This is a genomic window from Nocardia sp. N2S4-5 (assembly GCF_044628355.1).
GTDB classification, from domain to species: Bacteria; Actinomycetota; Actinomycetes; order Mycobacteriales; family Mycobacteriaceae; genus Nocardia; species Nocardia wallacei_B.
Map to the genome: position 1 here is coordinate 4,298,660 of NZ_JBIUPM010000001.1, position 26,311 is coordinate 4,324,970.

The window sequence follows — 26,311 nt, forward strand, 5'->3', positions numbered from 1 at the left end:
TGTCGACCCTAGCAAGGCCGGCGTTACGGTTGGCCAGTTACCTCGAGCCGCCGAAGAAGTCGAGCAAAACCTTGTTCACCGCCTCCGGTCGTTCCAGGTAGCCGTAGTGCCCGGCGTCCGGAATCTCCTGGTAGCGCGCGCCGGGGATGACGTCGGCGACCTCGCGGGTGAGGTATGCCGGAATCATCCGGTCGTCGGCGAAGCCCACGGCCAGGCTCGGCACCTTGATGCCGCGGTAGGCATGGAGACGGTCGAAGTCGTGGTCCATCCGGCGCTGCGCGCGGATGCCGGGAGTGACCGGGCCACCGGTGAATTCGAACAGATCCAGCCAGTCCCGCGCCGAATTCGGGTCGGCCATGGTGGCGGGCGACAGGTTCATTACCGCGGTGAGCGCGGCCTCGTACTTGGGCGGCAGCTTCACCCCGGACGCGTCGAGTTCGTGCTCGCCCAGCGACAGCGTCTTCTGGAACTGGTCCAGGCGTCCGTGCCCGGCCATGTAGACGGCCTTGCGGACCAGGTCGGGACGGGCCAGCGCCAGCTCCTGCGTCACCCGCGCGCCCATCGAGGTGCCCGCCACCAGTGCGGGGCCCTCGTCGAGCAGTTCGATCAGGCCCGCGGTGTCGCGCACCATGTCGTCGATGGTGATGCCGTGCGCGGACTCGCCGGACGGGGCGATGCCGCGATTGTCGAAGGTGCACACCCGATATCCGGCCGCCAGCAGCGCCGGCACCTGATGCAGCTCCCACACCCGCCCCGGACTCCCGGTGCCCATGATCAGCACGACCAGCGGCGCCGCGCCCTTGGTGTCGGTGCCCTTGGCCTTGTCCCCCTTCACCTGGTAGTTCAGCGAGATTCCGTTCACCGTGGCCAACGGCATGATGCTGGGACCCTTCTTTCCGCGTGTACAGACTGCTCTCCCCACGGTATAGGTATCCACACGCCGAGCGTTTCGGCACCGGCACGTGTGGAATGCCCGCATGCGGACGCCCGATACCATTGACATCGCAGAACGAGACACGACCCCGAGCCGAGAGGACACGATGATGGCCGCGAAAGGCGCGAACGACATCGCGGACGACGATCTGGAGCCGCTCGCCGACGAAACCGCACGGCAGGCCCAGCGCGTGGTGGCCGCCTATGCCAACGACGCGGACGAATGCCGGATGCTGCTGTCGATGCTCGGGATCGGACCAAGCAACCGGAGCGAATAACCGCCGCGTCTCCTCACACAACTTCACGGGCTCGAGCAATCGGAGGATCCAGCAGTGGACCAGCAGAGCGAATCCCAGACCGATCTGACACAGCGCGCTCTACCGGATGCCGAGCCCACTCCATCGAACTTCCAGAGTGGTGATGCCGGGTCCGGTTTCGTCGTCGTCGCCAACCGGTTACCGGTGGATCTGGAGCGACTACCCGACGGCTCCACGCGCTGGAAGCGCAGCCCCGGTGGGCTGGTGACCGCGCTGGAGCCGGTGCTTCGCAGCAACAACGGCGCCTGGGTGGGCTGGGCGGGGGTGCCCGACGTCGATGTCGATCCGATCATCGAGGACGGCCTGGAACTGCATCCGGTCCCGCTGTCGGGCGACGAGGTCGCCGAGTACTACGAGGGATTCTCCAACGGCACGCTGTGGCCGCTGTACCACGACGTGATCGTCCGCCCGGAATACCAGCGCAGCTGGTGGACGACGTATGTCAACGTCAACCGTCGGTTCGCCGAGCACACCGCGAAGGTCGCCGCCGAGGGCGCCACCGTCTGGGTGCAGGACTATCAGCTGCAGTTGGTGCCGAAGATGCTGCGGATGCTGCGGCCGGACCTGACCATCGGATTTTTCCTGCACATCCCGTTCCCGCCGGTGGAGCTGTTCATGCAGTTGCCGTGGCGCACCGAGATCGTGGAGGGCCTGCTGGGCGCCGACCTGATCGGATTCCACCTGCCCGGCGGCGCGCAGAACTTCCTGTACCTGGCGAGAAGGCTTGCCGGACAGCCGACTTCGCGCGGCACCATCGGCGTGCGCTCGAAAATGGGTGTGGTGCAGGTGGGTTTCCGCACGGTGCGGGTGGGCGCGTTCCCGATCTCGATCGCCTCCGCCGAACTCGACGAGCTGTCGCGTCGCCGGTCGGTGCGCGAGCGGGCCGCGCAGATCCGTTCCGAGCTGGGCAATCCCAAGAACATCCTGCTGGGCGTCGACCGGCTCGATTACACCAAGGGCATCGACATCCGGCTCGAGGCGCTGGAGGAGCTGCTGCGCGAGGGCCGGCTCGATCCGTCCGAGACGGTGATGGTGCAGCTGGCCACGCCGAGCCGCGAACGGGTCGAGAGCTACATCCAGATGCGCGGCGACATCGAGCGCCAGGTGGGCCGGATCAACGGCGAGTTCTCCCGGGTCGGTTTCCCCGTCGTGCACTACCTGCACCGCCCGATCCCGCGCGACGAACTGGTCGCGTTCTTCGTCGCCGCCGACGTCATGCTGGTGACGCCGCTGCGCGACGGCATGAATCTGGTGGCCAAGGAGTACGTGGCCAGCCACAGCGGCCTCAACGGCGCCCTGGTGCTGAGCGAATTCACCGGCGCCGCAGCGGAATTGCGCCAGGCGTACCTGTGTAATCCGCACGATCTCGACAGCGTCGAAGACGCGATCACGGCCGCGCTGGACGATGAGCCCGACACCAAGCGCCGCCGCATGCGCGCGATGCGCCGCCAGGTGCTCACCCACGACGTGGACCGCTGGGCGCGGGCGTTCCTCGAGGCGCTGGCGCAGGACCGGGTGGCCGGTAGCGCCCTGCTCAGCGACGACGACGTGGACGAGGAACCGCGGCGCTGAACCGCCGAATGCCTTGCGGCGCAATCAGATCGGGTTGACCTGACCGACGAGCCAGTGCCCGTCCTCCTTGTCCAGGGTGACCCGGACGCGGCTGGGGGTGACCGTGCCCTGCGGGGCGTCCTTGCTGGTGGTGATCTGATTCAGGTACAGCAGCACGACCGCGTGCGAGCGGTCGGCCGACACCACGCCGCCGGCCTGGGTGTTGGCCTGGACGGTGAGTTCCTTCTCCTTGGCGCCCTTGGCGATCACGTCGGTGACCAGCTTCAGGTAGTCCTTGCGGAACTCGGGGGTGAGGCTGTCGCCCACCTTCGGCAGTTCGGTGTCGACGGAGTGGAAGTCGTAGCTGAACATGGCCTGGACAGTGCGGCGGGCAGCGTCGACGGACTGAGTCCGGGCCTGCTCGGACTGGTTGTCGGACCAGAAACGGAAGCCGGTGAACCCGCCCACGACGACGGCGGCCACGAACAGTACGGCCGCACCGGCGACCAGGATGGGGCGAAGCTGGTTTCTCATGCCACGAACTCCACTTGCGAGGCGGTGAGGTGTCCGTCGTCGCCGCGGGCGACGGTGACCCGGAAGCGGTAGTACCGCTGCTGCGGGTCGGCGGACGCCGCGTTGGTGAGGGTCTGCTTGGCGGCGATGAGCACCCGCGCGGAGTGGTCGTCCTCGCTCTCGATCGCCGTCTCGATGATCTCGCCGCTGGCCTTCACCTTGGCCTGCTGCACGACCTGCGCGTAGGCGTCCTTGCGCTCGGAGTACTCGGCCTTGAGCTGGCCGGAGGCCACCGCCAGCACCCGGTCGATGTCCTGCGGGGCGGTGTCGTCCTTGATGTTGGTCAGGTTGAGTACCGCTTGCTTGGCGGTCTGGGTGTAATCGGCTCGCCGCGCGTCGAGCGTGTCCGCGTGCCGCTGGTGGTAGACGAAGAAACCGCCGGAACCGAGCAGAACCAGCACCGACAGCACCGCGACCACGGCGGCGATCCAGCCGAGCCAGCCCAGCCTGCCCGACTTCTTCCCGGTGGTGTCGGCGGACGTGACCGGGGCCGCGGCGGTTGCGAGCCGCACGGTGTCGGCGTCGGCCGCACCGAGGCGCACGGTATCAGCGGCAGCGTGCTCGTCGCGGGCCGGGCTTTTGGTCCGAACGGTCTCCGCATCAGCGCCGGCGCTGCGGACCGTATCGGCGTCGGCAGCGGACGCGGCACGGGCCTTCTCCACCTCGGCGGCATCGAGCCGCACGGTGTCCGCCTCGGCGGACGCGTCGGCAGCGGTGGCGGCTCGCACCCTGTCGGCGGCCGACGTCTCGGTCACGATCTCGGTCTGGCGGGCATTGCCCGCGGGCGGTCCCGCCGAGCGCACCACGCGACGGCGGGTGCGACCGGGGGTGCCTGTGTTTTCGCTCATTTCTGCTGCTCCTCGAGCATCGACTGCCAGCTCGACGGTACCGTGCCGGAACCGCCACTCTGGATGTCGCCCTGTCGGTAGGTGCGGCCGTCGGGTCCCATGAAGGTGGCACTCTTCGGGTCGTAATGGGTGTTGAGCGACGCCGGGTGGGTGTCGGCCGACCCCTGCGCGGGAGCGGGCGCCGCCGCGGGCGGTTCACCGGCGGAGGCCACCGGCTGCGGCGGCCCGGACGGCGGGTTGTTGCCCTCCGGCACATAGCCCCGGGGGTCGCGGCACAGCTCCGGTGTCGGCGCCCGCTTGCCCGGCACCTCCTGGCACGGATAGTTGCGGATGCCGCGCACCGCTTCCTTGGCGTCCTGCGGGATCTTGCAGTACAGCTCGGGCGTCTCCGGCACGGAGAAATCGTTGGGCGAACGCCGCTGGTCCGGCGGCAGGAAGCCGGTCGTACAGCCGGGCGGGTCGTTGAGGCCCAGCATGAAGTCCACGATGGCGCCGTACTTGACCGGCCCGCTCGCGGCGGTCAGCAGCGCCGACACCATCGGCGGCAGCACCACCAGGATCTGCTCCAGCCCGGCGTGATAGGTCACCCCGACCTGACCGACGCTCACCAGATTCGACAACAGCAGCGGCAGTGTGGGTTTCAGGTCCTGGAAGGTCGAGCTGACCTTCTCCGCCGCCGCCGGGGTGCGCTCGAGCAGTCCGCGCAGCGCCGGATCGTGTTCGCGCAGTTGATCGGTGAGGGTGGCCAGATCCCGGGTCCACGACCGCACGGCCGCGTCGGACTCGTTCTGGGTGTCCAGCAGCGGGCCGATCTTCGCCAGCAGGTCCTTGGTCGCGCCGGTGTTCGCCTTCGCCTCCTGCACCAGCAGCGAGGCCGAGTCGATGAACTTCTGCAGATCCGGTCCCGCGCCGTTGAACGCGGTGAACGCGTCGTCGATGACCTGACGCAGCTTGGTGTCGGAAATACTCGCCAGCAGCCGATCGGCCTGATCCAGCATGGCCCCGACATCCTGCGGAAGTTTGGTGCGCCCCACCGGAATCACCGCGCCGTCGGCGAGATTGCCGCCGTGCGGCGAGGCCGCCGGCACCAGATCGACGTACTGCTCGCCGATCGCGGACACGCTGCGCACGTAGGCGTCCACGTCGACGGGAATCCGGTAGTCGCTGTCGATCGACAGCTTCGCGTCCACACCGGTCGGCGTGAGCCGGACCTCCTCGACCTTGCCGACATTCGTGCCGCGGAAGGCGACATTCGCGGTCGGGTAGAGCCCTCCGGTCGCCTCGAGCTGCACGGTCACCCCGTACCGTCCGATGCCGAACATCGCCGGCAGGTGCACGTACGCGGCGGACATCACCAGCAGGCCGACCACCGTCAGCACGCCGAAGATGACCAGCTGGGTCCGGACGAACTTGGTGAGCTTCACTGCCCCGGGCCTCCTTGCGGCGCACCGGGAACCGTCAGCCCCGGAATCGAGGGCAGCCCCGGAATCGGCGGCAGGCCCGGAATGCTCGGCGCCGGCGGGGGCGGCTGCAGCGGTCCCTGCACGGGATCGCCCTTCTCCCCGGCGGTTCCGGCGATGGTGCCGAGCGCGGCCTCCACGCCGTACTTCGCCTGCACGCCACCGAATCGGCCGCCGAGCGGCGTGCCGGTGAGGAAGTTCGAGTCCAGCCGGGCGCCGGTGATGTCGTAGGTGACGAACAGGTTCATGTAGTCGCCCTTGACCGCCTGGTTGATGCCCTTGATCGGGAACGGGAACGTCAGCAGCAATTGCAACGAGGCCGCGAGCCGATCTCCGGTGTCGGACAACGACTTCAGCGTCGGCCACAGGTCGGCCAGTTCGGCCTTCAGGTTCTCGCCGCCCTGCGCGATGATCCGCTGCACCACGTCGCCGAGATCGCCCAGCGCCGTGAGGACGTGGGTGATGTTCTCGCGGCGATCGGCGAGCACCGTCAGCGCGGGATGGATGTTCTCGATGGCCGCGGCCACCTGATCCTTCTGCTGCGAGAGCTGTCCGGAGAACCGGTCGAGTCCCTCCATCGCGCCGATGATGTCGGTGGTCTGCTGGTCCAGCGTGCCGGTCAGCTGCGCCAGCTGCGGCAGCAGGTCGCGGATCGCGTCCTCGCGGCCGTTGAACGTCGCGTTCAGCTCGTGGGTGATGGTCTCGAGCTGCGAGATGCCGCCGCCGTTGAGCACCACCGACAGTGACGAGAGCGTCTGCTCGGTGGTCGGGAAGGCGCCCGCGCGGTCGAGCGGGATGACATCGCCGTTGTGCAGTTCCCCTTGCGCCGCAACACCTTCGGGCGGCGCCAGCTCGACGTGGTTGCTGCCCAGCAGGCTGGTCTGGCCGATCCGCGCGATCGCGTTCGCGGGCAGTTTCACGCCCTTGTCGAGGCTGACGGTCACCAGCGCGTGCCAGCCCTCGACCTCGATTCCGGTCACCGTCCCGACCGCCACATCGTCGACCTTCACCGGCGAATTACGGGTCAGCGTGGTGACATTCGGCATCTGGATGCGCACCTGCCAGGAGCCCTCCCCCGTCCCCGCCGCACCCGGCATCGGCAGGGTGTTGAGGCCGTCCCACTGGCACCCGGTCGCGCCCAGCAGCACGGCCAGGCCGATCGCCACACCGGCGATCCGGGTTTTCCGCCGCCCGCGCATCATCGGCCTCCTCCCGGAATCGCCAGGCCCGCAATGTCACCCGGCACGCTGACCGGGGATTCGCCACCGGCCGCGCCCGCGAGATCCGGGGTGCTGTAGGTGAGCTGCTGCGGGAACACGGTCTGGGTGGACGCCGGATTCACCAGCAGCGGTGGGTAATTCATGACCAGCGAGTTGAGCACCGGCCCCAGGTATTGGCGGCACAGCTGCCCGGACTTGTCGGATTCGTTGGCGCCGATGCCCTCCACCGCGCCGCACAGGAACGCGATCGGGTTGGCGAAGTTGGTGCCCACCACCGCGCCCGCCAGCGAGCCCTGGGCGGGCTTGTAGATCTGGTAGAAGTTCACCAGGCCCGTCGGGCCGGAGTGCAGCACCTTTTCGAGCTCGGGCCGCTTGTCGGCCAGCAGCTGGGTGACGTCCTGGAGGCGCTGCACGCCCTCGGTGAGCGCGCCGCCGCGTTCGTCCAGGAATCGCTTCACATCGGCCACCGCGGTATCCAGATTGTCCAGTCCCGCACCGAGATCCGTCGAGACCCCGGCCAGCACCGACGACACCGAGGCCAGCCGGCCGCCGAACTGCACGATCTGATCGTTGCTCTTGGACAGCACGTCGACGAACTGCTGCAGATTGCGGATGGTGCCGAACAGGTCGGTCCGGCCGTCGGAGAGCGTGTTCAGCGTGCTCGACAGTTCCCGCAGCGTGTCCCGCAGGGCCTGGGCGTTGCCGTTGCCGAGATTGTCGGCGAAGGTGTCGACCGCCCGGCCGAACGAGCCCTGCTTGTCCTCGCCCACCGGTCCCAGCGCCTGCGACAGCTTGGTCAGCTCCGCCTTGATGTCGTCCCATTCCACCGGAATCGCGGTGCGCTCGATCGGGATCTCGGCGTTGTCGTGCAGCTTCGGGCCCTCGGTGTAGACCGGGGCCAGCTGCACGAACCGCGCCGACACCAGCGAGGGCGAGACGGCCACGGCATTGGCCTCGGCCGGGATGTCGACGCCGCGGTCGACGGTCATGGTCACCTTGACGCGGTCGCGGCCGGGCTCGATCGAATTGATCTTGCCGACCTTCACGCCCAGCACCCGGACGTCGTCCCCGGCGTACAGGCCGGTCGTCGAGGGGAAATACGCGGTGATGTGGGTCTTGCCGATATTGGTGACGGCCCCGTAGACGATCCACGCGGCCAGGGCCACCACCAGGCCCGCGGCCACGTACCGCGTCCAGCGCGGCACCTTGGCGATCTTGCGCAGTGCGGTCATCGCGGCGGCTCCTGAATTGCGGGACTGGTGGTCAGCGGAGCGTTCAGATACTCCTGGAACGATTGCGGCAGCCGGTCCGGCCACACGAGCGCGTCGACCAGCGGGCGGATCGTCACGCTGGAGATGTTGGACAGATACGACTGGAAGTAGGGCCCGCTGCCGACCTGTTCGCCCAGCGCAGCCGCGTACGGGCCGAGCTGTTCGAGCGCCGAACCCAGGTTGTCCTTGTTCTTCTGCAGCAGCGCCAGCACCGAATTCAGTTTCTCCAGAGCGGGTTTCAGCTGCGCCTCGTTGTCGGAGACGAATCCGCTGAGCTGCTGCGCCAGCCCGTTCACATACACGATCAGCTGACTCAGGGCCGTGCGCCGGGCATCCAGTTCGCCGAGCAGATCGTTGCCGTCCAGCAGCAGCGCGTTGATCTGGTTGGAACGGTCCGCGAGCACCTTGGTCACGTTCTGCGCGCGGCCGAGCAGCTCGGTAAGCGCTTGGTCGCGATTGTTCAGGCTGCGCGACAGCTGCGTGATGCCGTCGAGGGCCGACCGCAGCGGCGCCGGGGTGTCGGCGAAGGTCTGCGACAGCGTGTCCAGGGTCTGGTTGACCTGATCCAGGTCCAGGCCCTGCACGGTCTTGCTGAGATCACCGAGCGCGTCGTTGAGCGAATACGGAGACCTGGTGCGCTCCAACGGAATCGGATCGTCACGCCGCAGCGCCCCGGTGCCCCGGGGGTCCACCTCGAGCGACTTGCGGCCCAGCACGGTGTTGGTCTTGATGGCGGCGGTCGTCTTGTCGCCCAGCACGATCGACTCGTCGAGGCTGAAGCGCACCTTCACCTTGGCGCCGTCCAGGCGCACGTCCTCCACCCGGCCGGTCCGCACCCCGGCCACCTGGACCTGGTCGCCGGGCAGGAGCCCGCCGGCATCGGCGAAGAACGCACTGAACTCGGCGCCGCCGCGCACGAACGGAAGCCGGTCGAATTGCAGCGCCGACAGCGAGATCGCGATGGCCAGCACGACACCGACGACGCCGATCTGCAGCAGCGGGGACCGATTTCCGTTCACTGGCTCGCACACCTTCCGGTCGTCTGATTGCCCGGCAGATGCACTTCCATCGGCTTGCCGTCGGGACCGTCGGCGAGCATGGTGACGCCGCAGACGTACATGTTCAGGAACGACCCGTAGGACCCGACGCGGACCAGCTTCTTGTAGGTCTCCGGCAGCTGGTCGAAGATCGCCTGCAGATCACCGGATTTGTCGTCCAGGTTCTGTGACAGCTGACCGAGCTGGCCGAAGGTCTGCTGCAGGTCGGGCCGGGCCTGCCGCAGCAGGTCGGTCAGGTCGCCAGTCGCCCCGGCCAGGCGCGGCAGCGCCGCACCGATCGGGTCCTTGTCCGCCGCCAGGCCGCTGACCAGCCGTTGCAGTTCGGTCAGCGTGGTGTCGAATTCCTTACCGCGATCGTCGATGGTGGCCAGCACCGTCTTCAGGTTCTCGATCACGCTGCCGATCAGCGCGTCCCGGTCGGCCAGCGTCTTGCTGAACGAACCTGAGCTGTTCAGCAGCGCCACCAGCGCGCCGCCCTGTCCTTGGAACACCTGCAGCAGCGCCTCGGTGAGGTCGTTGACCTGAGCCGGATCCAGGCCGCGCAGCAGCGGTTTGAACCCGCCGAGCAGCAGGTCCAGGTCCAGCGCCGGTTTGGTCCGGTCGGTCCCGAGGGTGGCGTTCTTCGACAGCGCCGCGGCCGTGCCCGGACCCTCCATCAGCTCCAGATACCGGTCGCCCACGAGGTTCTCGTAGCGGACGGCCGCCTGGGTGCTGGTGTAGAGCCGGTACTTGTTGTCGACGTCGAAATCGACATGCGCGAGATGGTCCTTGCCGACGTACACCCGGCTGACCGACCCGACCGGCACCCCGGCGATGCGCACCTTCGAACCGGGCAGCATGCCGGAGGAACTGGTGAACACCGCGTGATAACCGGTCTCCCGGGAGAAGCGCATCTGGCTGAAGATCACCCCGAGCATGGCCAGCACGAGCACCATGACCAGCGTGAAGATGCTCAGTTTCACGGTCGAGGCGTGCATTTTCATCCTCACGGATTCGGCACCCCCGGCATTCCGGCGAACATCAGCTGGAACACGCGCGGACCATTGAGGTGCGAATGCAGCTCCGGCGTCCACACCTCGCCCTCGGCGGTGTCGGTGACCAGGTAGTTGGAGTGACTGCCCGGCACCCGGTCGATGATGTTCTCGCAGTGCGGGCCGCCGGTGGCGTTCACCTTGGGCAGATCCTTCGGGTACCGGTAGGGCTCACCGCCCGGCATGAACCCGGCGTTCAGCAGCACCCCGGCGCCGCTGCCGCCGAAGATCTGATTCATCACGTCGACATTGGTGCCGATGCCCTCGACCACGCAGTTCAGCGCGGACCGGTACTGGTAGAGCAGATCGGTGGTGGGCCGCAGCAGATCCAGCGCCGTCACCAGCGACTGCTCGTTGTCGCGCAGGATCGGCGTGGTGGTGTCGGCCAGGCCGATGAGGTTCACGAGCATGGCATCGAAATTGTGTTCCTCGTCGACGAGGGTGCCGCCGGTGACTCCGACATTGTCGGTGGTGCGCAACAGATCCGGCACGGCGTCGGCGTACAGGTTGGTCACGCCGATCGACGACCGCAGATCGCGTTGCAGGTCCGGCAGGCTCGGATTGATCTCCTGCAGGAATTGATCGCTGTCGACCAGCAGCTGCCCCAGCTTGTCGCCGCGGCCCTCCAGCGCCGTGCCGAGCGCGGTCAGCGTCGCGTTCAGTTTCTCCGGCTGCACCTGGGCCAGCACATCGGTCAAATGCTGGAACAGCGTATTGAATTCGACCGTCACGGACTTGGCGGCCAAGGTCGCGCCCGGCCGCAGCGAATCCGGCGAGGGCTGTTCGGGCACTTCGAAATTCACGTATTTGGCGCCGAACACGGTGGTGGACCGGATGTCCACACCGGCATTGGCGGGGATCATTTTCAACTGCTCGGGGTCCACGTCCAGCCGTAGCCGGGCATGGTCGCCGGTGTACGAAATCGACGCCACCCGGCCGATTTCGACGCCGCGAATCTTCACCTTCGCATCCGGGTCCAGCACCAGCCCGGCGCGCGGCGCGTCGATGAAAACTGCTCGGGTGTCGGCGAATCCGCCGGCGAACATCGTCAGCGCGATCGCCACGACGGCCGCCAGACTCAGCACGAAGCCCAGCCCGGCGAGTTTCACGCCCCAGCCGGCGCCGAATATCTTTCCGGCGCCGTCCTTTTCGACCAGTTTGTTTGCCGCCATACCGCCTACCCGGAGAGATGGAAATTGCCGGAGGTGCCGTAGATGGCCAGCGAGACCAGCAGGGTCACCGTCACCACCGCGACCAGCGAGGCGCGCACCGCGTTACCGACCGCGACGCCGACCCCGACCGGACCGCCCGAGGCGTGATAGCCGTAATACGTGTGGATCAGCATGACCGCCAGGGCCATGAAGATCGCCTGCACGAACGACCACAGAATGTCGCTGGGAATCAGGAAGGTCGAGAAGTAGTGGTCGTACACGCCCGCCGACTGCCCGTAGATCACCACCGTCGCGAAACGGCTGGCGACGAACGACGCGATCACCGCCAGCGCGTACAGCGGCACGATCGCGATCATTCCGGCCAGCACCCGCGTCCCGATCAGGAACGGCACCGGCCGGATGGCCATCGCTTCCAGCGCGTCGATCTCCTCGGCGACGCGCATCGCGCCCAATTGCGCGGTGGCGCCGGCGCCGATGGTCGCGGCCAGCCCGATTCCGGAAATCACCGGCGCCGCGATGCGGACGTTGATGAATGCCGCGAAGAAGCCCGTCAGCGCCTCGACGCCGATATTGCCGAGCGAACTGTAGCCCTGCACCGCGATGGTGCCGCCGGCGAACAGCGTCAGGAATCCGACGATCACCACCGTGCCGCCGATCACCGCCAGCGCGCCGCTGCCCATGCTGATCTCGGCGATCAATCGAATGGTTTCGGTGCGATAGTGCGTGAGCGCCCGCGGCACCGCGGCGAGGGACTGCGCGTAGAACAGTGCGTGCCGCCCGATGTTGTCTAGTGAATCGGACAACCTCCGCACTCGACGAACAGTACGCGGGAAGCGGGATTCGATCACAAAGGCCATGCCGTCACCGCACCGTGAACTTGATGCCGACAGCGGTGACCACAACGTTCACCACGAACAGAGCCATGAAGGAGAACACCACCGTCTGGTTGACCGCGTCGCCGACGCTCTTGGGTCCGCCTCGGACATTCAGCCCCAGGTAGCACGCCACCAGCCCGGCGATCAGGCCGAACAGCGTGGCCTTGACCTCGGAGATGACCAACTCCGGCAGGTGCGTCAGCAGCGTGATCCCGTTGACGAAGGCGCCGGGATTCACGCCCTGCAGGAAGACCGAGAACAGGAAGCCACCGACGATGCCGATCGTGCAGACCAGGCCGTTGAGCAGCGCGGCGACGAACATCGACGCGAGCACGCGCGGCACCACCAGCCGGTGCACGGGGTCGATGCCCAGCACCCGCATGGCATTGATCTCCTCGCGGATGGTCCGCGCGCCGAGGTCCGCGCAGATCGCGGTGGCGCCGGCGCCCGCCACGATCAGCACCGTCACGATGGGGCCGACCTGGGTGACCGCGCCGAACGCGGCGCCCGCACCGGACAGGTCCGCCGCGCCGATCTCCCGCAGCAGGATGTTGAGCGTGAAGCTCACCAGCACGGTGAACGGAATGGCGACCAGCAGGGTCGGGACGATGGAGACCCGGGCCACGAACCACGACTGATCGATGAACTCGCGCCGTTGAAAGGGGGGCCGTACCAGGGCCCGCGCGACGGCGGCGGTGAGTTCGAAGAACCCACCCACCGCTTGCATCGGCACGGCGAGAACCTGGTTCATTCCGCGATTCCTCCTTGCCGTGCCTTGCACATACTGCCTGCGACGGCACTCGCCGATGGCGTCGGTGCCGTCCCGAAGATTAGAACATGTTCATCTGCATTCTGGACAGATTTTTTGAGTTTTGAGCTGCCCATTTCTCCCGAAGGTTCATCGAGAGCTAGAACTTGTTCATACGGTGTACGAGCCGCCTTTGTGAGGAACCGCACACCATCCGAGGTCCATGTCTACCAACTGCTCGACCGCCGATCAACCGAACAACGGGGGCAGCCGCCGTCAGTTGGTCGTTCAGCCGAGTTCGTGCAGCGCCGACGCGGAAAACGTACGCCCGGACGGCCGCTCGGAGAAGTAGTTTCCGAGTGTGTCGGCCAATGTGTCCGGCGTCCATTGCGCACCGTCGGCGTCGAAGCGCTGTTCCACCTCGGGAGCGGCCATCAGCGCCACCATCGATCCGTAGACCACGAAGACTTGTCCGCTGATCGCCTCGGCGCCCGGTGCGGCCAGGTAAGCGACCAGTCGGGCCACATGATCGGGCGACAGCGGGTCGACCTCGCCGACCGGAGCGTCGGAGAACACCTTCTCGGTCATGGCGGTGCGCGCCCGCGGGCAGATCGCGTTGGCCTTCACGCCGAAGCGCGCCAGCGCCCGCGATGCCGACAAGGTCAGCGCGGTGATGCCCGCCTTCGCCGCGGCATAGTTGGCCTGCCCCTCGGGGCCGAGCAGACCGGCCTCGGAGGCGGTGTTGATCAGGCGCCCGTACACCGGCGCGCCCGCCTGCTTGGACTTGCCGCGCCAATACGCGGCGGCATTGCGGGACAGCAGGAAGTGCCCGCGCAAATGCACGGCAAGCACCGCGTCCCAGTCCTCGTCGGACATGTTGAACAGCATGCGGTCGCGGGTGATGCCGGCGTTGTTCACGACGATGTCGACGCCGCCGAAGGCCTCCTCCGCGGTGCTGATCAGCGCGTCGGCGGTGGCCCGCTCGGCCACGCTGCCGGCGACGAACTCGGCCTTGGCGCCGAGCGCCCGGATGTCGGCGAGCGTCGCGGCCACCGCGTCGTTCTCGGCCAGATCGTTGACCACCACCGCGGCTCCGGCGCCCGCCAGCGCGAGCGCCTCCGCCCGGCCCAGTCCGGCACCGGCTCCGGTCACAATCGCCACTCGACCGGACAGACTCAGTTCACTTTCGACCACGCCGTGACTCTAGAACGTGTTCCAGTTCACGGCAAGCATCGAGTCACTCGAGTTTCAGGGCCGCCTTCGGGCACTGCGCGACCGCGGTCTCGACATCGGCCAGCCGATCCGCGGGCACCTCGGTCACCGCGACGTGCAGCATGTCCTCGTCATCGAGTTCGAAGACGTCGGGCGCAATTCCGACACAGATACCGTTCGCTTCGCACTGGTCGAAGTCCACAGTCAGCTTCATTGACAACTCCTTTGCCGCAGATATCGCCGAGCCTACAAGCCGTTCCCGGACGCCGCGGCTGAAGCGGCCGGATCCAGGCTCCATACTGGAACATGTTTCAGTCGATATGCAATGATCGGAACAACCATCCGGTGCCATACCGGCCGGCTATCAACGAGTGATGAGGTGTCCCTCCATGCGGATTGCTTATACCCCGCAACAGGAACAGCTGCGTGCCGAGCTGCGCGAGTACTTCGCCGAGCTGGTCACCCCGGAGCGCCGGGCAGCCCTGTCCGCGCAGACCGGCGAATACGGCCACGGCGATGTCTACCGCGAGGTCGTGCGGGACATGGGCCGCGACGGCTGGCTCGCGCTGGGCTGGCCGAAGGAGTTCGGCGGGCAGGACCGCTCCACGATGGACCAGCTGATCTTCACCGACGAGGCGGCGATCGCGGGGGCCCCGGTGCCGTTCCTGACCATCAATTCGGTGGCGCCGACGATCATGCACTACGGCACCGAGGAGCAGAAGCGGTTCTTCCTCCCCAAGATCGCGGCGGGCGAACTGCACTTCTCCATCGGCTACTCCGAGCCGGGCGCCGGCACCGACCTGGCCTCGCTGCGCACGACCGCGGTGCGCGACGGCGACGACTGGGTCATCAACGGCCAGAAGATGTGGACCAGCCTCATCCAGTACGCCGACTACGTGTGGCTGGCCGCGCGCACCGACCCGAACGCCAAGAAGCACAAGGGCATCAGCATGTTCATCCTGCCCACCACGGCCGAGGGCTTCTCCTGGACGCCGGTGCACACGATGGCCGGGCCCGACACCAGCGCCACCTACTACCAGGACGTCCGGGTGCCGCACACCGCGATGGTCGGGCCGGAGAACGGCGGCTGGTCCCTGGTCACCAACCAGCTCAACCACGAACGGGTGGCGCTGACTTCGGCCGCGCCGCTGCAACTGGCCCTGAACCAGACCGTCGAGTGGGCCAAGGACACCAAGGACTCCAACGGGGCACGGGTCATCGACGGCGAATGGGTGCGCCTGAACCTGGCCCGGGTGCACGCCAAGGTGGAATTCCTGAAGCTGCTGAACTGGGAGATCGCGTCCGGCGCGGACGCCGGCGGCGACGCCGCGCCGCGCCCGTGGGACGCCTCCACCTGCAAGGTGCTCGGCACCGAGCTGGCCACCGAGGCCTACCGCCTGCTCATGGAGGTGCTCGGGCCGCAGGGCTACCTGCGCCAGGACTCGCCGGGCGCCGCGCTGCGCGGCCGCCTCGAGCGCATGCACCGCGCCTGCCTCATCCTGACCTTCGGCGGCGGCACCAACGAGGTGCAGCGCGACATCATCGCCATGACCGCCCTGAAGCAGCCGGCCGCGGCGCGCTGACCGAAAGCTGAGTGATCACAATGGATTTCACCAATACCGAAGCACAGCAGGACCTGGCCCGGCTCACCGGCGAGGTGTGCGGCAAGCTCGTCACGGCCGAACGACTGCGTGAACTCGACACCGCGGCCGTGCGTTTCGACGAGCCGCTGTGGCGCTCGCTGGGCGAGACGGGTGTGCTGGCGGCGACGCTGCCCGAGTCCGTCGGCGGCAGCGATCTGGGCGTGCTGGAGCAGATAGCTGTGCTCCGCGAGCTGGGCAAGTATGTGGCGGCGGTGCCGTACCTCTGGTCGGTGGTGCTGGGCGCGGGCGCGCTGGCGGCCTTCGGAACCGACGCGCAGCGTGAGACGGCGACGAAAGCCGCTGCGGGCGAGACGATCCTGACCGTGGCGCTCTCCGAGGAGCGGAACTGGGAGCCGGCGCGGCCGACCACCACCGCGACCGCCGACGGTGACGGGTGGCGGCTGACCGGGGCCAAGACCGTCGTGCCGTTCGCTGAGCAGGCGTCGCGGATCCTGGTGTCGGCCAGTGTGTCCGGGGCGCCGGCGGTGTTCCTGGTCGATCCCGCCGACGCGAGTGTGCGGGTGACGGGGCAGCAGGTGGTCGACCGTAGTCCTGAGGCCGAGCTCGAATTCGACCGTGCGCCTGCGGAATTGGTGGGGACGGTCGAGTCCGGTGCGGAGGTGGTGGACTGGCTGCTCGGGCGGGGGTGGCTGGGGCTGGCGGCTCAGCAGTGGGGGACGTTGGAGCGGGCGCTGGAGTTGGTGGCCGAGTATGGGCGGGAGCGGGAGCAGTTCGGGCGGAAGATCGGGGGGTTTCAGGCTGTGGCGCAGCGGTTGGCTGATGGGTATATCGATTTGCAGGGGTTGCGGCTGGCGGTTACTCAGGCGGGGTGGTTGGTTTCGGAGGGGTTGGCTGCGGGGGCGGAGATTCATACGGCTAAGTATTGGGCTGCGGAGGCTGGGCATCGGATTGCGCACACTGTGGTGCATGTGCATGGTGGGGTTGGGATTGATCGGGATCATGTTGTGCACAACTACTTCACTGCGGCTAAGCACAATGAGTTCGCGCTGGGGGGAGCTACTGATCATCTGCGGGCTTTGGGTGCGCATCTGGCTGGGTAGCTGTATTTTTGGCCTTCGCTTCGCTCCGGCGTGTTTTCGGCGCCCTTGGTCTCGGTTTTCGGGTGCCGCTGCTGGCTCCTTCGTCGCTTCGCAGCGGCACCCGAAAACCGAGACGCGCCGAAAACTTACGGGGTTGGCGGGCTACAGGGGAGGTTTTTGGCGGAGGGGGTTGCGTGGGGTGGGGATCTCACCGCTTGTGGGGAGCGGGGGTGGACCTGAGTTGGTGACTAGCGGTCTGGGGATCTCACTGGCTGTGGGGGGGCGGGGCGAACCGGGGCGGCGACTAGCGGTCTGGGGATCTCACCGGTTGTGGGATCGGGGGCGAACCTGGAGCGGCGACAAGCGATCTGAGAATCTCACCGGCTGTGGGGGCCGGGGCGAACCCGGAGCGGGGACTACCGGTCTGAGGATCTCACCGGCTCTGGGGGCCGGGGTGAAGCTGGGGCGGGGACTAGGGGTTTGCGGGTGGGATGGGTTTGGCGCGGGTGAGGATCTCGTCCACTGTCTGGTTTACGGTGAGGGTGGTGGTGTCTAGCCATAGGCCGGTGTGGGGGGTTTCGGTGTGTAGGGCGTGGTTCAGGTCGGTGACTGTGAAGGTGCCGTAGGCCTTTTTGGCGCGGGCGGCCTCTCGTTGTTCTACGGCTGCGGGGTGGGGGGCTAGCACTACGACGTAGAGCGGGCGGGTTTGGATTTGCTCGATCGTGTATGGCAGCCACTCGCCCAGCACTACGTCCTGTACGACGGCGGTGAAGCCTTGGGCCGCATAGGTGTCCGCCGTTTGGGCGGCCAGGCGGTGGCGTAGGCGCAGCTGTGCCAGGGCCTCGGGGCTCGGGTCGGGTGACATGGGGGCGGAGCCGCGCACTACGAATCGGCGGTAGGTGTCGCCGCGGATGTGCGCCGACCGATCGAAGCGCTCGGCAAGGGCCTGTGCCACAGTCGATTTGCCGGCCGCTTGGATGCCGGTGATCAGGTAGACCGCCGCGCCGCGGCCACTGTTGTCGTCCGATTCGGTCATAGCCGGACGGTAACCGGGGAGCGCACCGCTGTGCACCCGAATATCTCGGGCGTGGCACCGCACGTCCGATAGTTCGTTACGGTTCGCAACCTTCCGATGAGTTTCCGCGGCCCGCCTCGTCGGTACGGATGTAGACGCACCCGACTGCGCCGTCGAAAGGGGCCCGCCATGGCCAGCAAGATGATTTTCCTGAACCTGCCCGTCAACGACCTGGACCGGTCCAAGTCCTTCTACGAGTCGCTGGGCTGGAAGGTGAATCAGGAGTTCACCGACGACAATGCCGCCTGCGTCGTCGTCGACGACAACATCTGCCTGATGCTGTTGGTGAAGCCGTTCTTCCAGACCTTCACCTCACGCCCGATCGCGGACACCGTGGCCGCCACCGGGTCGGTCTACGCGCTCTCGCTGGGCAGTACGCAGGAGGTCGACGCCCTGGCCGCGGCGGCACTGGCGGCCGGCGCCACCGAGGAGGTCGACGAGGCCAAGCGCGCCCAGGAGGCGCAGGTCGGCATGCACGGCCGCAGCTTCATCGATCCGGACGGGCACCACTGGGAGCCTTTCTGCATGGCGTACCCGGGCAACTGACCCCGGCTACGCCCGCAGTTCCGGCGCCAGCCCGAACAGCGGGAACATGCGCTCGGTGTCCAGGAAGAAGTGCAGGCCGCTGATCTGGTCGCCGTCGAGTTCCAGCACGGTGATCGACCACGGCTGGTACACACCGGGTTCCGGGCCGGGCTTGTAGTGCCCGAAGGCGGGCAGGCCGTTGGCTCCCGCCAGCGGCACCATCTTCGACCCCCGGCACTCCTGACCGGTGGTGACCATGAACCGGGCGACGTTTTCCGGGCCCGAGACCCACAGCTCGAACGGCGGCATGGACAGCGCCACATCCTGTTTCAGCAGGGAGGTGAGGGTGTCCATGTCGTAGGCCTCGAAGGCCTGGACGAAGCCGTCGACCAGCCGGCGCTGCCGCTCGTCGGACTCGTCGTAGCCGCCCGACTCCTTCGGCTGCACCTTCGACATGGTGGCGCGGGCCCGCTGCAGGGCGCTGTTCACCGAGGCCGGCGACATCATCAGCATGTCGGCGGTCTCGTTGGCGGAGAAGCGCAGCACCTCGCGCATGATCAGGATCGCGCGCTGGGTGGCCGGGAGATGCTGCACGGCGGCCACGAACGCCAGCCGCAGCGAGTCCTTGGCGGTGGCGTGCTCGGCCGGGTCCGCCCCGAAGGCCATGCCGTTCGGGATGGGCTCGACCCAGACGTAATCCGGCTGCGCCGAGGGCAGTGGACTGTCCGGACTCGACGGGCCCGACAGGTCCATCGGCCGGGCCCGGCGCTGCGGCCCGTCCAGCATGTCCAGGCACACATTGGTGGTGATCTTGTACAACCACGACCGCAGGCTGGACCGGCCCTCGAACGAGTCATACGCCTTCCACGCGCGGGTGAACGCGTCCTGGACGGCATCCTCGGCCTCGAACGAGGACCCCAGCATGCGGTAGGCGTAAGCGCACAGCTCTCGCCGGTAACCCTCGAATTGCTCCAGCACATCGCGTGTGACCTCGGATGCGGTGCCGGCGGAACTGCCCTTGCTCATGGAGACACTCTGGCACAGGGCACCGACAAGAAACACCCCAGCTTTGCCGGCTTTCACGTCTCAAACGTGACTTGGGTCACTGGCGTGTCATACCGGACAAAACGGGCGTTCGCGCGCCTACTTGGTGGCCGGCGCCGGAGCGTCCTCGTCGGCGGGGCGGGACTCCGCGTGCGCGTGCGCCCACTTGTAGTCCGGCTTCCCGGCGGGCGAGCGCTTGATCTCGTCCACGAACCAGATGCTGCGCGGCTGCTTGTACGAGGAGATCTCCTGGGTCAGCACCGGCCGCAGTTCGTCGAGACCGGGCCGCTTGCCGGAACGGCACTGCACCACCGCCGCCACCCGCTGCCCCCAGCGCTCGTCGGGCACGCCGATCACCAGCGCGTCGAGGATCTCGGGGTGACACTTCAGCGCACCCTCGACCTCCTCGGGGTAGATCTTCTCGCCGCCGCTGTTGATGCTCACCGAACCGCGGCCGAGCATGGTGACCGAGCCGTCCTCCTCCACCCGGGCGAAGTCGCCGGGGATGGAGTAGCGGGTGCCGTTGAACTCCTTGAACGTCGCCGCCGTCTTGACCGGGTCGTTGTAGTAGCCCACCGGGATATGCCCCTTGCGGGCGAGCAGCCCCACCTGCCCGGAACCGGGGACCACCGGATTCCCGCTCTCGTCGAGCACCTCGGTGGACGCGTCGATCTTCACCCGCGGGCCGCCGGTGTGGGTGGCGCCCTTGGACACCACGGACAGACCGCCGAAGCCGGTCTCGGAGGAACCGATCGAGTCGGTGATCATGGTGTTCGGCAGCAGCTCGATGAACTCGTCCTTGAGCGTGGGCGAGAACAGCGCCGCGCTGCTGGCCATCGCCCACAGGTTCGAATGCTGGTAGGGCTCACCGGTTTCCGGGTTTCCGGCCTTGAGCGCGTCGAGCATCGGCCGGGCCATGGCGTCGCCGGTGATGAAGATCAGGTTGATGTTGTGGCGGTCGATCGCCTGCCACACGCCGTGCCCGCTGAACTCCGGCAGCATGATGGTCTTGCCGCCGTCGAACAGACCGTGGAACGTCGCCGTCTGCGAACCGCCGTGAATCATCGGCGGGATCGGGTAGCGCACCATGGGCGGGTTGCCCGCGCCGGCCTTGGCCTGCTGCCACTCGTCCTGGACGTATTCGCCGGTGACGAAGTTGATGCCGCCGCCGAGTACCCGCCACCAGTCCTCGTGCCGCCACATCACGCCCTTGGGCATGCCGGTGGTGCCGCCGGTGTAGAGCATGAAGATGTCGTCGGGCGAGCGATCGCCGAAGTCGCGTTCGCCCCGCGAGGCCGCCAGCGCCGCCTCGTACTCCGCGGAGTCGGCGGCGGTGGGAGCCTCGGTGCCGTCGTCGACGACCAGCACGGTGCGCAGCTTCGGGGTGTTCGCCCGCACGGCGGCCACCTTGTCGGAGTATCGCCGCTCGTGAATGAGGGCGACCATGTCCGAGTTGTCGAAGATGTATTGCAACTCGTTCTCGACGTACCGGAAGTTGATGTTGATCATCACCGCCCGCGCCTTGAACACCGCCACCATGGCCTCGACGGCCTCGATGGTGTTGCGCGAGTAGATGCCGACCTTGTCCCCCGGCCCGACACCCTGTTCCTGCAGGTAGTGCGCGAGTCGGTTGGTCCGGTCCTCCAGCTGGGCGTACGTCACCGAGCGAGTGTCGTCAGCCAGAGCGACGCGGTCCGGCACGAGGTCGACGGTGTGTTCGACAAGGTCCGCTATGTTGTAGCTCACAGGACAAAAATAGAACGTGTTCTTGGTCCTGACAAGACTCAATTTACACCGTTTACGAATTCACCCGAGACGATAGCGCGCGGCCGCCGTCGCGTCTGCGGAACGGCGAAACAGGTCATGGTGCAACGACTTTCGCCCGCCCGGCGCACAGGCCGGGCGGGCGAGGTCAGGGCGGGAGCGCCTATGCCTTCACATACAGGTCCCGGATCTTGCGCTTGTAGAGCTTGCCGTTGGGGTCGCGCGGCAGTTCGTCCAGGTAGTCGATGCTGCGCGGCAGCTTGTACTTGGCCAGGCGGCTCGCGGCGAACTCCATCAGCTCGCGGGTCAGCGCGTCGTCGGGGGTCACACCCGGGGCCGGCTGCACGACCGCCTTGACCTCCTGCCCCCAGTCCTCGTGCGGGATGCCGAATACCGCGACGTCGGCGACCTTCGGATGCGTGATCAGTTCGCCCTCGATCTCGGCGGGATAGATGTTCACTCCCCCGGACAGGATCAGATCGGAGCGCCGGTCGTGCAGGTAGAGGTAGCCGTCCTCATCCATATGCCCGATGTCGCCGACGGTGAACAGGTCGCCGACGCGCGCGTCCGCGGTCTTGGCCTTGTCCTTGTGGTACTCGAAGTTCGAGCCGCCCATCTTCATGTAGACCGTGCCGGTCTCGCCGGGCGGCACCTCGTTGCCGTCGTCGTCGAGCACCTTCACCACCGCGTACGGCCACGCCTTGCCGACCGAACCGGGCTTGCGCAGCCATTCCTCGCCGCTGATCGACGTGCCGCCGCCCTCGGTCGCCGCGTAGTACTCGGTGACGACGGGGCCCCACCACTCCAGCATCCGGCGCTTGGTCTCCTGCGGGCACGGCGCCGCCCCGTGGATCATGCAGCACAGCGACGACACGTCGTACTTCGCGCGCACCTCCTCCGGCAGCGCCAGCAGCCGGTGGAACTGGGTCGGCACCATGTGGCTGTGCGTCACGCGATGCCGATCGATCAGCCGCAACATCTCCTCCGGGTCCCACTTGTCCATCAGAACAACCTTGTGCCCCAACTGAATCGAGATGGAGGCGAAGTTCAGCACGGCGGTGTGATAGAGCGGCGAACCGCAGATGTGCACGTGGTCGTCGAACGGCCGGATGCCGAACAGGCCGAAGAATCCGGTCGCCTGCGGCCCGACGACATCCGGGTCGGCGCCGGTCAGCGGCCGGCGCACGCCCTTGGGGCGACCGGTGGTGCCCGACGTGTAGAGCATCGGCGCGCCGGTGGTGCGGTCGTCGGGACGGCCGGTCTCCCCCGCGCCCAGCTCCGCCAGCGGCTGGAACCCCTCGACCGCGCCCACCGAATACCGCGCGGCCGCAGGCAGATTCGCCTCGTCGGCGGCGATCCGGGCGGCCGCGGCGAAGCGCTCGTCGGCGATGAAGACCTTCGCCTCGCTGTCGCCGAGGATGTAGGCCACCTCCGGCCCGGTGAGATGCCAGTTCACCGCGACGATGTACAGGCCCGATTGGTAGGCGGCGAAGTACACCGCGAGCGCCTCGGCGCTGTTGTGCACCATCGACACCAGCACGTCACCGGCGCGTAGTCCCTTGGCCCGCAAGCCCTTCGCGATCCGATCGGCCTGCCCGGCCAATTCCGCGTAACTCACCTGCCGACCCGACGGATCGACGACCGCGATCCGTTCGGGTGCGGCGGCGGCGATATTCCACAATCCCAGCTGCTGCGCCGGCTCCATCGAAGTCACTCCTCGAATCTAGAACGTGTTCTATACGCGAACAAGGGGTGCCAGCGCCTCGAATTGCGCGGCGTCGCGAACGCCCACCAGCAGCATCGTGACGCCCGCCTGTTCCCACACCTTCAGCTGTTCGCGCACATGCGCCTCGTCGCCGATGATCGTCGTGTCGAGAATCAGCTCGTCGGGCACGGCGGCCGCCGCCTCGTCCTTGCGACCGGACCGGAACAGCCGGGTGATCTCGTCGACGGTGTCCCCGTACCCCATCCGCCGGTATACCTGCGCGTGGAAGTTCAGCTCCTCCGCGCCCATGCCGCCGATGTAGAGGGCCAGCACCGGGCGCAGCCGGTCGAGTTCGGCGCGCGGATCGTCGGTCAGGATGACCTGCGCGGTGGCGGCGATCTCGAAATCCTCGCGCGAACGCCGGGCACCGGCCCGCGCGAATCCCTCGTCGAGCCATTCGTTGTACATCCCGGCCAGCCGCGGCGTGTAGTAGATCGCCAGCCAGCCGTCGGCGATCTCGGCCGCGAGGGCCACATTCTTCGGCCCCTCGGCGCCCAGCCAGATCGGCAGATCCGCACGCAGCGGGTGGGTGATCGGCTTGAGCGGCTTACCGAGGCCGCTCGCGCCCGGTCCGTCGTAGGGCAGCGGAAAATGCGGGCCCGCGCTCACCACCTTCGCCTCGCGGGCGAGCACCTGCCGGACGATCCCGACATACTCGCGGGTCCGCTGCAACGGCTTGGCAAACGGCTGGCCGTACCAGCCCTCCACCACCTGCGGGCCGGAAACGCCGAGCCCGAGAATGTGCCGCCCGCCGCTGAGATGATCGAGGGTCAGCGCGGCCATCGCGGTGGCGGTGGGCGTGCGCGCCGACAATTGCACGACCGAGGTGCCCAGCCGCACCCGATGCGTCCGCGACCCCCACCAGGCCAGTGGAGTGAACGCGTCCGAACCCCAGGATTCCGCGGTGAACACGGCGTCGAAACCGGTTTCCTCGGCCGCGGCGACCAACTCCGCGGCATTTTCCGGCGGGCTCGCGCCCCAATATCCGAGCTGCAATCCGAACCGCATGATCGACTCCCTTCCGAGCCCCGCTCTTGCCACCAGAATAAGAACCTGTTCTACTCGATATCGTGACTCAGGGGAACACCATGACCGGCACAATCGCCGAAGGAAGTGGCCCGAAAACGGGAACCACTCCCGACGTGCTCGCCGCGGAACTACGCATGAAGTTCGACTACACCCGCTCGGTAGGGCCGACCATCGGACGGTTCCTCACGGGCCTGCGCGACGGCCGGATCGTCGGCGTGCGCGGCTCCGACGGGCGAGTCTTCGTCCCACCGGCCGAATACGATCCGGTCACCGCCGACGCGCTGACCGATTTCGTCGACGTGGCCGACGTGGGCACCGTGCAGAGCTGGAGCTGGGTGCGGGAGCCGTTGCCCGGCCAGCCCTTCGACCGCCCCTTCGGGTGGGCGTTGATCAAGCTCGACGGCGCGGACACCGCGCTGCTGCACGCTGTCGACGTCGACTCCGCCGACGAGCTGCGCACCGGCCTGCGGGTGCGGGCGCGCTGGGCGGCCGAGCGCACCGGCAGCATCCACGACATCGTCTGCTTCGAGCCCGGTGAAACCTCCACCGCCCCGGCCGATTCCGCCGTCGACGCCGAGCCCGTCACCGGCATCGTCACGCCGATCGACCTGAGCTACAAGCACACCGCGGCGCCCCAGGAGACGGTGTTCCTGCGCGGCATCGCCGAGGGCCGGCTGGTGGGCGCCCGCGCCGCCGACGGCAAGGTGTACTTCCCGCCGCGCGGCGCCGACCCGCGCACGGGCGAGCCGACCGAGGACTATGTCGACCTCGCCGATACCGGCGTCGTTACCACCTTCTGCATCGTCAACGTGCCGTTCCAGGGGCAGCGCATCAAGCCGCCGTACGTGGCCGCGTATGTGCTGCTGGACGGCAGCGACATCCCGTTCCTGCATCTGGTGCTGGGCTGTGAGGCGACCGAGGTGCGGATGGGCATGCGGGTCAAGGCCTCCTGGAAACCCCGCGAGGAGTGGACCTACGAGGGCCTGGACAACATCTCGCACTTCGAGCCCACCGGCGAGCCCGACGCCGACTACGAGACCTTCGCGCAGCACCTGTAGCGCCCGGCGCTTCGGAAGAGAGCTGAAACATCTTGAGCAACAACGCAACCGACATCGCGGTCGTGGGCTTCGCACACGCACCGCACGTCCCGGAGACCTACGGCACCACCAACGGTGTCGAGATGCTGGTGCCCTGCTTCCGGCACCTGTACGACAAGCTCGGCATCACGGTCGGTGACATCGACTTCTGGTGCTCCGGATCCTCGGATTACCTTGCCGGACGGGCCTTCTCGTTCATCTCGGCGATCGACTCGATCGGCGCGGTGCCGCCGATCAACGAATCGCACGTGGAGATGGACGCCGCCTGGGCGCTGTACGAGGCGTGGGTGAAACTGCGCTCCGGGCAGGCGAAGACGGCGCTGGTCTACGGCTTCGGCAAGGCCTCCGCCGGCACGCTGCGCCAGGTCCTCACGCTGCAGACCGATCCGTACCTGGTCGCGCCGCTGTGGCCGGACGCCGTCTCGATGGCCGGACTGCAGGCGCGGGCCGGGCTCGACGCCGGCCGCTGGACCGAGCGGGACATGGCCGCGGTCTCGGCCGCCGACGCCGCGGAGATCGAAAAGCGGCTGGCCGCACCGTATGTCGCGGATCCGCTGCGCGAGCACGACATCGCCCCGATCACCGACGGCGCCGCGGCCATCGTGCTGGCCACCGGTGACCGCGCGCGCGAACTGTGCGAGCGTCCCGCCTGGCTGACCGGGATGGCGCATCGCATCGACACGCCGATCCTGGGCGCTCGCGATCTGACCTCCTCGCCGTCCGCCGCCGCGGCCGCGCAGGCCGTACGCAACGGGGACACGGCGGAATTCGATGTCGCCGAGCTGCACACGCAGTTCAGTCACGAGCAGCTGATCCTGAAAGAGGCGCTGGGACTGGGTGATTCGACCCGAATCAACCCGTCGGGCGGTCCGCTGGCGGGCAATCCGATGTTCTCGGCCGGACTGGAACGGATCGGCTTCGCCGCGACGGCGATCATGAACGGCACCGCGGACCGCGCCCTCGCCCATGCGGCGAGTGGCCCTGCGCTGCAACAGAACTTGGTGTCCACATTGGAGGCACGATGACGAACAATTGCGCAGCCCGTCGTCGGGCCGACCGG

The 26,311-nt window shown here is 67.7% G+C and carries 25 protein-coding genes; 7 read left to right on the plus strand and 18 right to left on the minus strand.

The features are described 5' to 3' along the window. Positions 1 to 37 precede the first annotated feature (37 nt). Positions 38 to 877: an alpha/beta fold hydrolase gene (locus tag ACFMRZ_RS19585; RefSeq protein WP_400180268.1), complete on the minus strand. Its 840-nt coding sequence runs from the start codon at positions 875 to 877 to the stop codon at positions 38 to 40. A 100-nt stretch (positions 878 to 977) separates the two neighbouring features. Here ACFMRZ_RS19585 and ACFMRZ_RS19590 point away from each other — a divergent pair, with 100 nt between their 5' ends. Both ACFMRZ_RS19590 and ACFMRZ_RS19595 read left to right on the plus strand, forming a co-directional pair. After that, positions 978 to 1,211, plus strand: coding sequence for a hypothetical protein (locus ACFMRZ_RS19590; RefSeq protein ID WP_280271630.1), 234 nt, complete (start codon positions 978 to 980; stop codon positions 1,209 to 1,211). Positions 1,212 to 1,295: 84 nt separating this feature from the next. Next, the gene (locus tag ACFMRZ_RS19595; RefSeq protein ID WP_400182911.1) at positions 1,296 to 2,822 is read left to right on the plus strand and encodes a trehalose-6-phosphate synthase; all 1,527 of its coding nucleotides are present in this window, start codon (positions 1,296 to 1,298) and stop codon (positions 2,820 to 2,822) included. A 24-nt stretch (positions 2,823 to 2,846) separates the two neighbouring features. Here the strand turns inward: ACFMRZ_RS19595 and ACFMRZ_RS19600 are convergent, their stop codons facing one another. The 12 genes from ACFMRZ_RS19600 to ACFMRZ_RS19655 all read right to left on the minus strand — a co-directional run bounded on the left by ACFMRZ_RS19600 (position 2,847) and on the right by ACFMRZ_RS19655 (position 14,483). Beyond that, complete coding sequence (locus ACFMRZ_RS19600; RefSeq protein WP_280271622.1) at positions 2,847 to 3,335, minus strand: h domain protein; 489 nt, start codon at positions 3,333 to 3,335, stop codon at positions 2,847 to 2,849. Beyond that, positions 3,332 to 4,222 carry a hypothetical protein gene (locus ACFMRZ_RS19605; protein ID WP_400180269.1) on the minus strand — a complete coding sequence of 297 codons (891 nt, stop codon included), beginning with the start codon at positions 4,220 to 4,222 and terminating at the stop codon, positions 3,332 to 3,334. Before ACFMRZ_RS19605 ends, ACFMRZ_RS19600 begins: the two co-directional genes overlap by 4 nt. Further along, positions 4,219 to 5,646 (minus strand): MCE family protein, encoded by a 1,428-nt coding sequence (locus ACFMRZ_RS19610; RefSeq protein ID WP_400180270.1) that lies wholly within the window; start codon positions 5,644 to 5,646, stop codon positions 4,219 to 4,221. Before ACFMRZ_RS19610 ends, ACFMRZ_RS19605 begins: the two co-directional genes overlap by 4 nt. Next, entirely contained in the window at positions 5,643 to 6,881 is a 1,239-nt protein-coding gene (locus ACFMRZ_RS19615; protein ID WP_400182912.1) for an MCE family protein, read from the minus strand. Before ACFMRZ_RS19615 ends, ACFMRZ_RS19610 begins: the two co-directional genes overlap by 4 nt. Next, positions 6,881 to 8,134: an MCE family protein gene (locus tag ACFMRZ_RS19620; protein WP_400180271.1), complete on the minus strand. Its 1,254-nt coding sequence runs from the start codon at positions 8,132 to 8,134 to the stop codon at positions 6,881 to 6,883. Before ACFMRZ_RS19620 ends, ACFMRZ_RS19615 begins: the two co-directional genes overlap by 1 nt. Continuing rightward, positions 8,131 to 9,192, minus strand: a complete 1,062-nt coding sequence (locus ACFMRZ_RS19625; RefSeq protein ID WP_400180272.1) for an MCE family protein — start codon at positions 9,190 to 9,192, stop codon at positions 8,131 to 8,133. Before ACFMRZ_RS19625 ends, ACFMRZ_RS19620 begins: the two co-directional genes overlap by 4 nt. Continuing rightward, positions 9,189 to 10,214 (minus strand): MCE family protein, encoded by a 1,026-nt coding sequence (locus tag ACFMRZ_RS19630; protein WP_400182913.1) that lies wholly within the window; start codon positions 10,212 to 10,214, stop codon positions 9,189 to 9,191. The genes ACFMRZ_RS19625 and ACFMRZ_RS19630 overlap by 4 nt, the downstream gene beginning before the upstream one ends. A gap of 2 nt (positions 10,215 to 10,216) precedes the next feature. Continuing rightward, the gene (locus ACFMRZ_RS19635; protein WP_280362740.1) at positions 10,217 to 11,434 is read right to left on the minus strand and encodes an MCE family protein; all 1,218 of its coding nucleotides are present in this window, start codon (positions 11,432 to 11,434) and stop codon (positions 10,217 to 10,219) included. A gap of 5 nt (positions 11,435 to 11,439) precedes the next feature. Next, positions 11,440 to 12,291, minus strand: a complete 852-nt coding sequence (locus ACFMRZ_RS19640) for an MlaE family ABC transporter permease (RefSeq protein WP_400180273.1) — start codon at positions 12,289 to 12,291, stop codon at positions 11,440 to 11,442. A 4-nt stretch (positions 12,292 to 12,295) separates the two neighbouring features. Continuing rightward, entirely contained in the window at positions 12,296 to 13,060 is a 765-nt protein-coding gene (locus tag ACFMRZ_RS19645; RefSeq protein ID WP_400180274.1) for an MlaE family ABC transporter permease, read from the minus strand. 285 nt (positions 13,061 to 13,345) lie between these two features. After that, positions 13,346 to 14,251 carry a 3-oxoacyl-ACP reductase gene (locus ACFMRZ_RS19650; RefSeq protein WP_400180275.1) on the minus strand — a complete coding sequence of 302 codons (906 nt, stop codon included), beginning with the start codon at positions 14,249 to 14,251 and terminating at the stop codon, positions 13,346 to 13,348. Between the two features lie 43 nt (positions 14,252 to 14,294). Continuing rightward, positions 14,295 to 14,483: a ferredoxin gene (locus tag ACFMRZ_RS19655; RefSeq protein ID WP_280259052.1), complete on the minus strand. Its 189-nt coding sequence runs from the start codon at positions 14,481 to 14,483 to the stop codon at positions 14,295 to 14,297. Positions 14,484 to 14,658: 175 nt separating this feature from the next. Here ACFMRZ_RS19655 and ACFMRZ_RS19660 point away from each other — a divergent pair, with 175 nt between their 5' ends. Together ACFMRZ_RS19660 and ACFMRZ_RS19665 are read left to right on the plus strand one after the other, a co-directional pair. Beyond that, positions 14,659 to 15,852 (plus strand): acyl-CoA dehydrogenase family protein, encoded by a 1,194-nt coding sequence (locus ACFMRZ_RS19660; protein WP_280271615.1) that lies wholly within the window; start codon positions 14,659 to 14,661, stop codon positions 15,850 to 15,852. A 20-nt stretch (positions 15,853 to 15,872) separates the two neighbouring features. Then, a complete protein-coding gene (locus tag ACFMRZ_RS19665; protein WP_400180276.1) occupies positions 15,873 to 16,973 on the plus strand; it encodes an acyl-CoA dehydrogenase family protein in 1,101 nt (366 codons plus the stop codon). Positions 16,974 to 17,424: 451 nt separating this feature from the next. Here the strand turns inward: ACFMRZ_RS19665 and ACFMRZ_RS19670 are convergent, their stop codons facing one another. Then, positions 17,425 to 17,988 carry an AAA family ATPase gene (locus ACFMRZ_RS19670; RefSeq protein WP_400180277.1) on the minus strand — a complete coding sequence of 188 codons (564 nt, stop codon included), beginning with the start codon at positions 17,986 to 17,988 and terminating at the stop codon, positions 17,425 to 17,427. Positions 17,989 to 18,156: 168 nt separating this feature from the next. Here ACFMRZ_RS19670 and ACFMRZ_RS19675 point away from each other — a divergent pair, with 168 nt between their 5' ends. Beyond that, positions 18,157 to 18,573, plus strand: coding sequence for a VOC family protein (locus tag ACFMRZ_RS19675; RefSeq protein WP_400180278.1), 417 nt, complete (start codon positions 18,157 to 18,159; stop codon positions 18,571 to 18,573). A gap of 6 nt (positions 18,574 to 18,579) precedes the next feature. On the opposite strand, the gene ACFMRZ_RS19680 is transcribed toward ACFMRZ_RS19675, so the two are convergent. The 4 genes from ACFMRZ_RS19680 to ACFMRZ_RS19695 all read right to left on the minus strand — a co-directional run bounded on the left by ACFMRZ_RS19680 (position 18,580) and on the right by ACFMRZ_RS19695 (position 24,133). After that, positions 18,580 to 19,578: a sigma-70 family RNA polymerase sigma factor gene (locus tag ACFMRZ_RS19680; protein ID WP_400180279.1), complete on the minus strand. Its 999-nt coding sequence runs from the start codon at positions 19,576 to 19,578 to the stop codon at positions 18,580 to 18,582. 117 nt (positions 19,579 to 19,695) lie between these two features. Further along, a complete protein-coding gene (locus ACFMRZ_RS19685; RefSeq protein ID WP_400180280.1) occupies positions 19,696 to 21,342 on the minus strand; it encodes an acyl-CoA synthetase in 1,647 nt (548 codons plus the stop codon). Between the two features lie 181 nt (positions 21,343 to 21,523). After that, positions 21,524 to 23,065, minus strand: coding sequence for an acyl-CoA synthetase (locus tag ACFMRZ_RS19690; protein ID WP_400182914.1), 1,542 nt, complete (start codon positions 23,063 to 23,065; stop codon positions 21,524 to 21,526). A gap of 30 nt (positions 23,066 to 23,095) precedes the next feature. Then, positions 23,096 to 24,133 (minus strand): LLM class F420-dependent oxidoreductase, encoded by a 1,038-nt coding sequence (locus ACFMRZ_RS19695; RefSeq protein WP_400180281.1) that lies wholly within the window; start codon positions 24,131 to 24,133, stop codon positions 23,096 to 23,098. An 80-nt stretch (positions 24,134 to 24,213) separates the two neighbouring features. On the opposite strand from ACFMRZ_RS19695, the gene ACFMRZ_RS19700 reads away from it, so the two are divergent. Both ACFMRZ_RS19700 and ACFMRZ_RS19705 read left to right on the plus strand, forming a co-directional pair. Continuing rightward, positions 24,214 to 25,212 carry a Zn-ribbon domain-containing OB-fold protein gene (locus tag ACFMRZ_RS19700; RefSeq protein ID WP_400180282.1) on the plus strand — a complete coding sequence of 333 codons (999 nt, stop codon included), beginning with the start codon at positions 24,214 to 24,216 and terminating at the stop codon, positions 25,210 to 25,212. A gap of 32 nt (positions 25,213 to 25,244) precedes the next feature. Next, positions 25,245 to 26,276, plus strand: coding sequence for a thiolase domain-containing protein (locus ACFMRZ_RS19705; protein WP_280270198.1), 1,032 nt, complete (start codon positions 25,245 to 25,247; stop codon positions 26,274 to 26,276). Positions 26,277 to 26,311 lie beyond the last annotated feature (35 nt).

What these genes read in the sequence shown, in the direction of transcription:
- ACFMRZ_RS19585 (WP_400180268.1), bottom strand. Translation starts at nt 877, where the DNA reads ATGCCGTTGGCCACGGTGAACGGAATCTCGCTGAACTACCAGGTGAAG.
- ACFMRZ_RS19590 (WP_280271630.1), top strand. Translation starts at nt 978, where the DNA reads ATGCGGACGCCCGATACCATTGACATCGCAGAACGAGACACGACCCCG.
- ACFMRZ_RS19600 (WP_280271622.1), bottom strand. Translation starts at nt 3,335, where the DNA reads ATGAGAAACCAGCTTCGCCCCATCCTGGTCGCCGGTGCGGCCGTACTG.
- ACFMRZ_RS19605 (WP_400180269.1), bottom strand. Translation starts at nt 4,222, where the DNA reads ATGAGCGAAAACACAGGCACCCCCGGTCGCACCCGCCGTCGCGTGGTG.
- ACFMRZ_RS19615 (WP_400182912.1), bottom strand. Translation starts at nt 6,881, where the DNA reads ATGCGCGGGCGGCGGAAAACCCGGATCGCCGGTGTGGCGATCGGCCTG.
- ACFMRZ_RS19620 (WP_400180271.1), bottom strand. Translation starts at nt 8,134, where the DNA reads ATGACCGCACTGCGCAAGATCGCCAAGGTGCCGCGCTGGACGCGGTAC.
- ACFMRZ_RS19630 (WP_400182913.1), bottom strand. Translation starts at nt 10,214, where the DNA reads ATGAAAATGCACGCCTCGACCGTGAAACTGAGCATCTTCACGCTGGTC.
- ACFMRZ_RS19635 (WP_280362740.1), bottom strand. Translation starts at nt 11,434, where the DNA reads ATGGCGGCAAACAAACTGGTCGAAAAGGACGGCGCCGGAAAGATATTC.
- ACFMRZ_RS19640 (WP_400180273.1), bottom strand. Translation starts at nt 12,291, where the DNA reads ATGGCCTTTGTGATCGAATCCCGCTTCCCGCGTACTGTTCGTCGAGTG.
- ACFMRZ_RS19645 (WP_400180274.1), bottom strand. Translation starts at nt 13,060, where the DNA reads ATGAACCAGGTTCTCGCCGTGCCGATGCAAGCGGTGGGTGGGTTCTTC.
- ACFMRZ_RS19655 (WP_280259052.1), bottom strand. Translation starts at nt 14,483, where the DNA reads ATGAAGCTGACTGTGGACTTCGACCAGTGCGAAGCGAACGGTATCTGT.
- ACFMRZ_RS19660 (WP_280271615.1), top strand. Translation starts at nt 14,659, where the DNA reads ATGCGGATTGCTTATACCCCGCAACAGGAACAGCTGCGTGCCGAGCTG.
- ACFMRZ_RS19665 (WP_400180276.1), top strand. Translation starts at nt 15,873, where the DNA reads ATGGATTTCACCAATACCGAAGCACAGCAGGACCTGGCCCGGCTCACC.
- ACFMRZ_RS19670 (WP_400180277.1), bottom strand. Translation starts at nt 17,988, where the DNA reads ATGACCGAATCGGACGACAACAGTGGCCGCGGCGCGGCGGTCTACCTG.
- ACFMRZ_RS19675 (WP_400180278.1), top strand. Translation starts at nt 18,157, where the DNA reads ATGGCCAGCAAGATGATTTTCCTGAACCTGCCCGTCAACGACCTGGAC.
- ACFMRZ_RS19680 (WP_400180279.1), bottom strand. Translation starts at nt 19,578, where the DNA reads ATGAGCAAGGGCAGTTCCGCCGGCACCGCATCCGAGGTCACACGCGAT.
- ACFMRZ_RS19690 (WP_400182914.1), bottom strand. Translation starts at nt 23,065, where the DNA reads ATGGAGCCGGCGCAGCAGCTGGGATTGTGGAATATCGCCGCCGCCGCA.
- ACFMRZ_RS19695 (WP_400180281.1), bottom strand. Translation starts at nt 24,133, where the DNA reads ATGCGGTTCGGATTGCAGCTCGGATATTGGGGCGCGAGCCCGCCGGAA.
- ACFMRZ_RS19700 (WP_400180282.1), top strand. Translation starts at nt 24,214, where the DNA reads ATGACCGGCACAATCGCCGAAGGAAGTGGCCCGAAAACGGGAACCACT.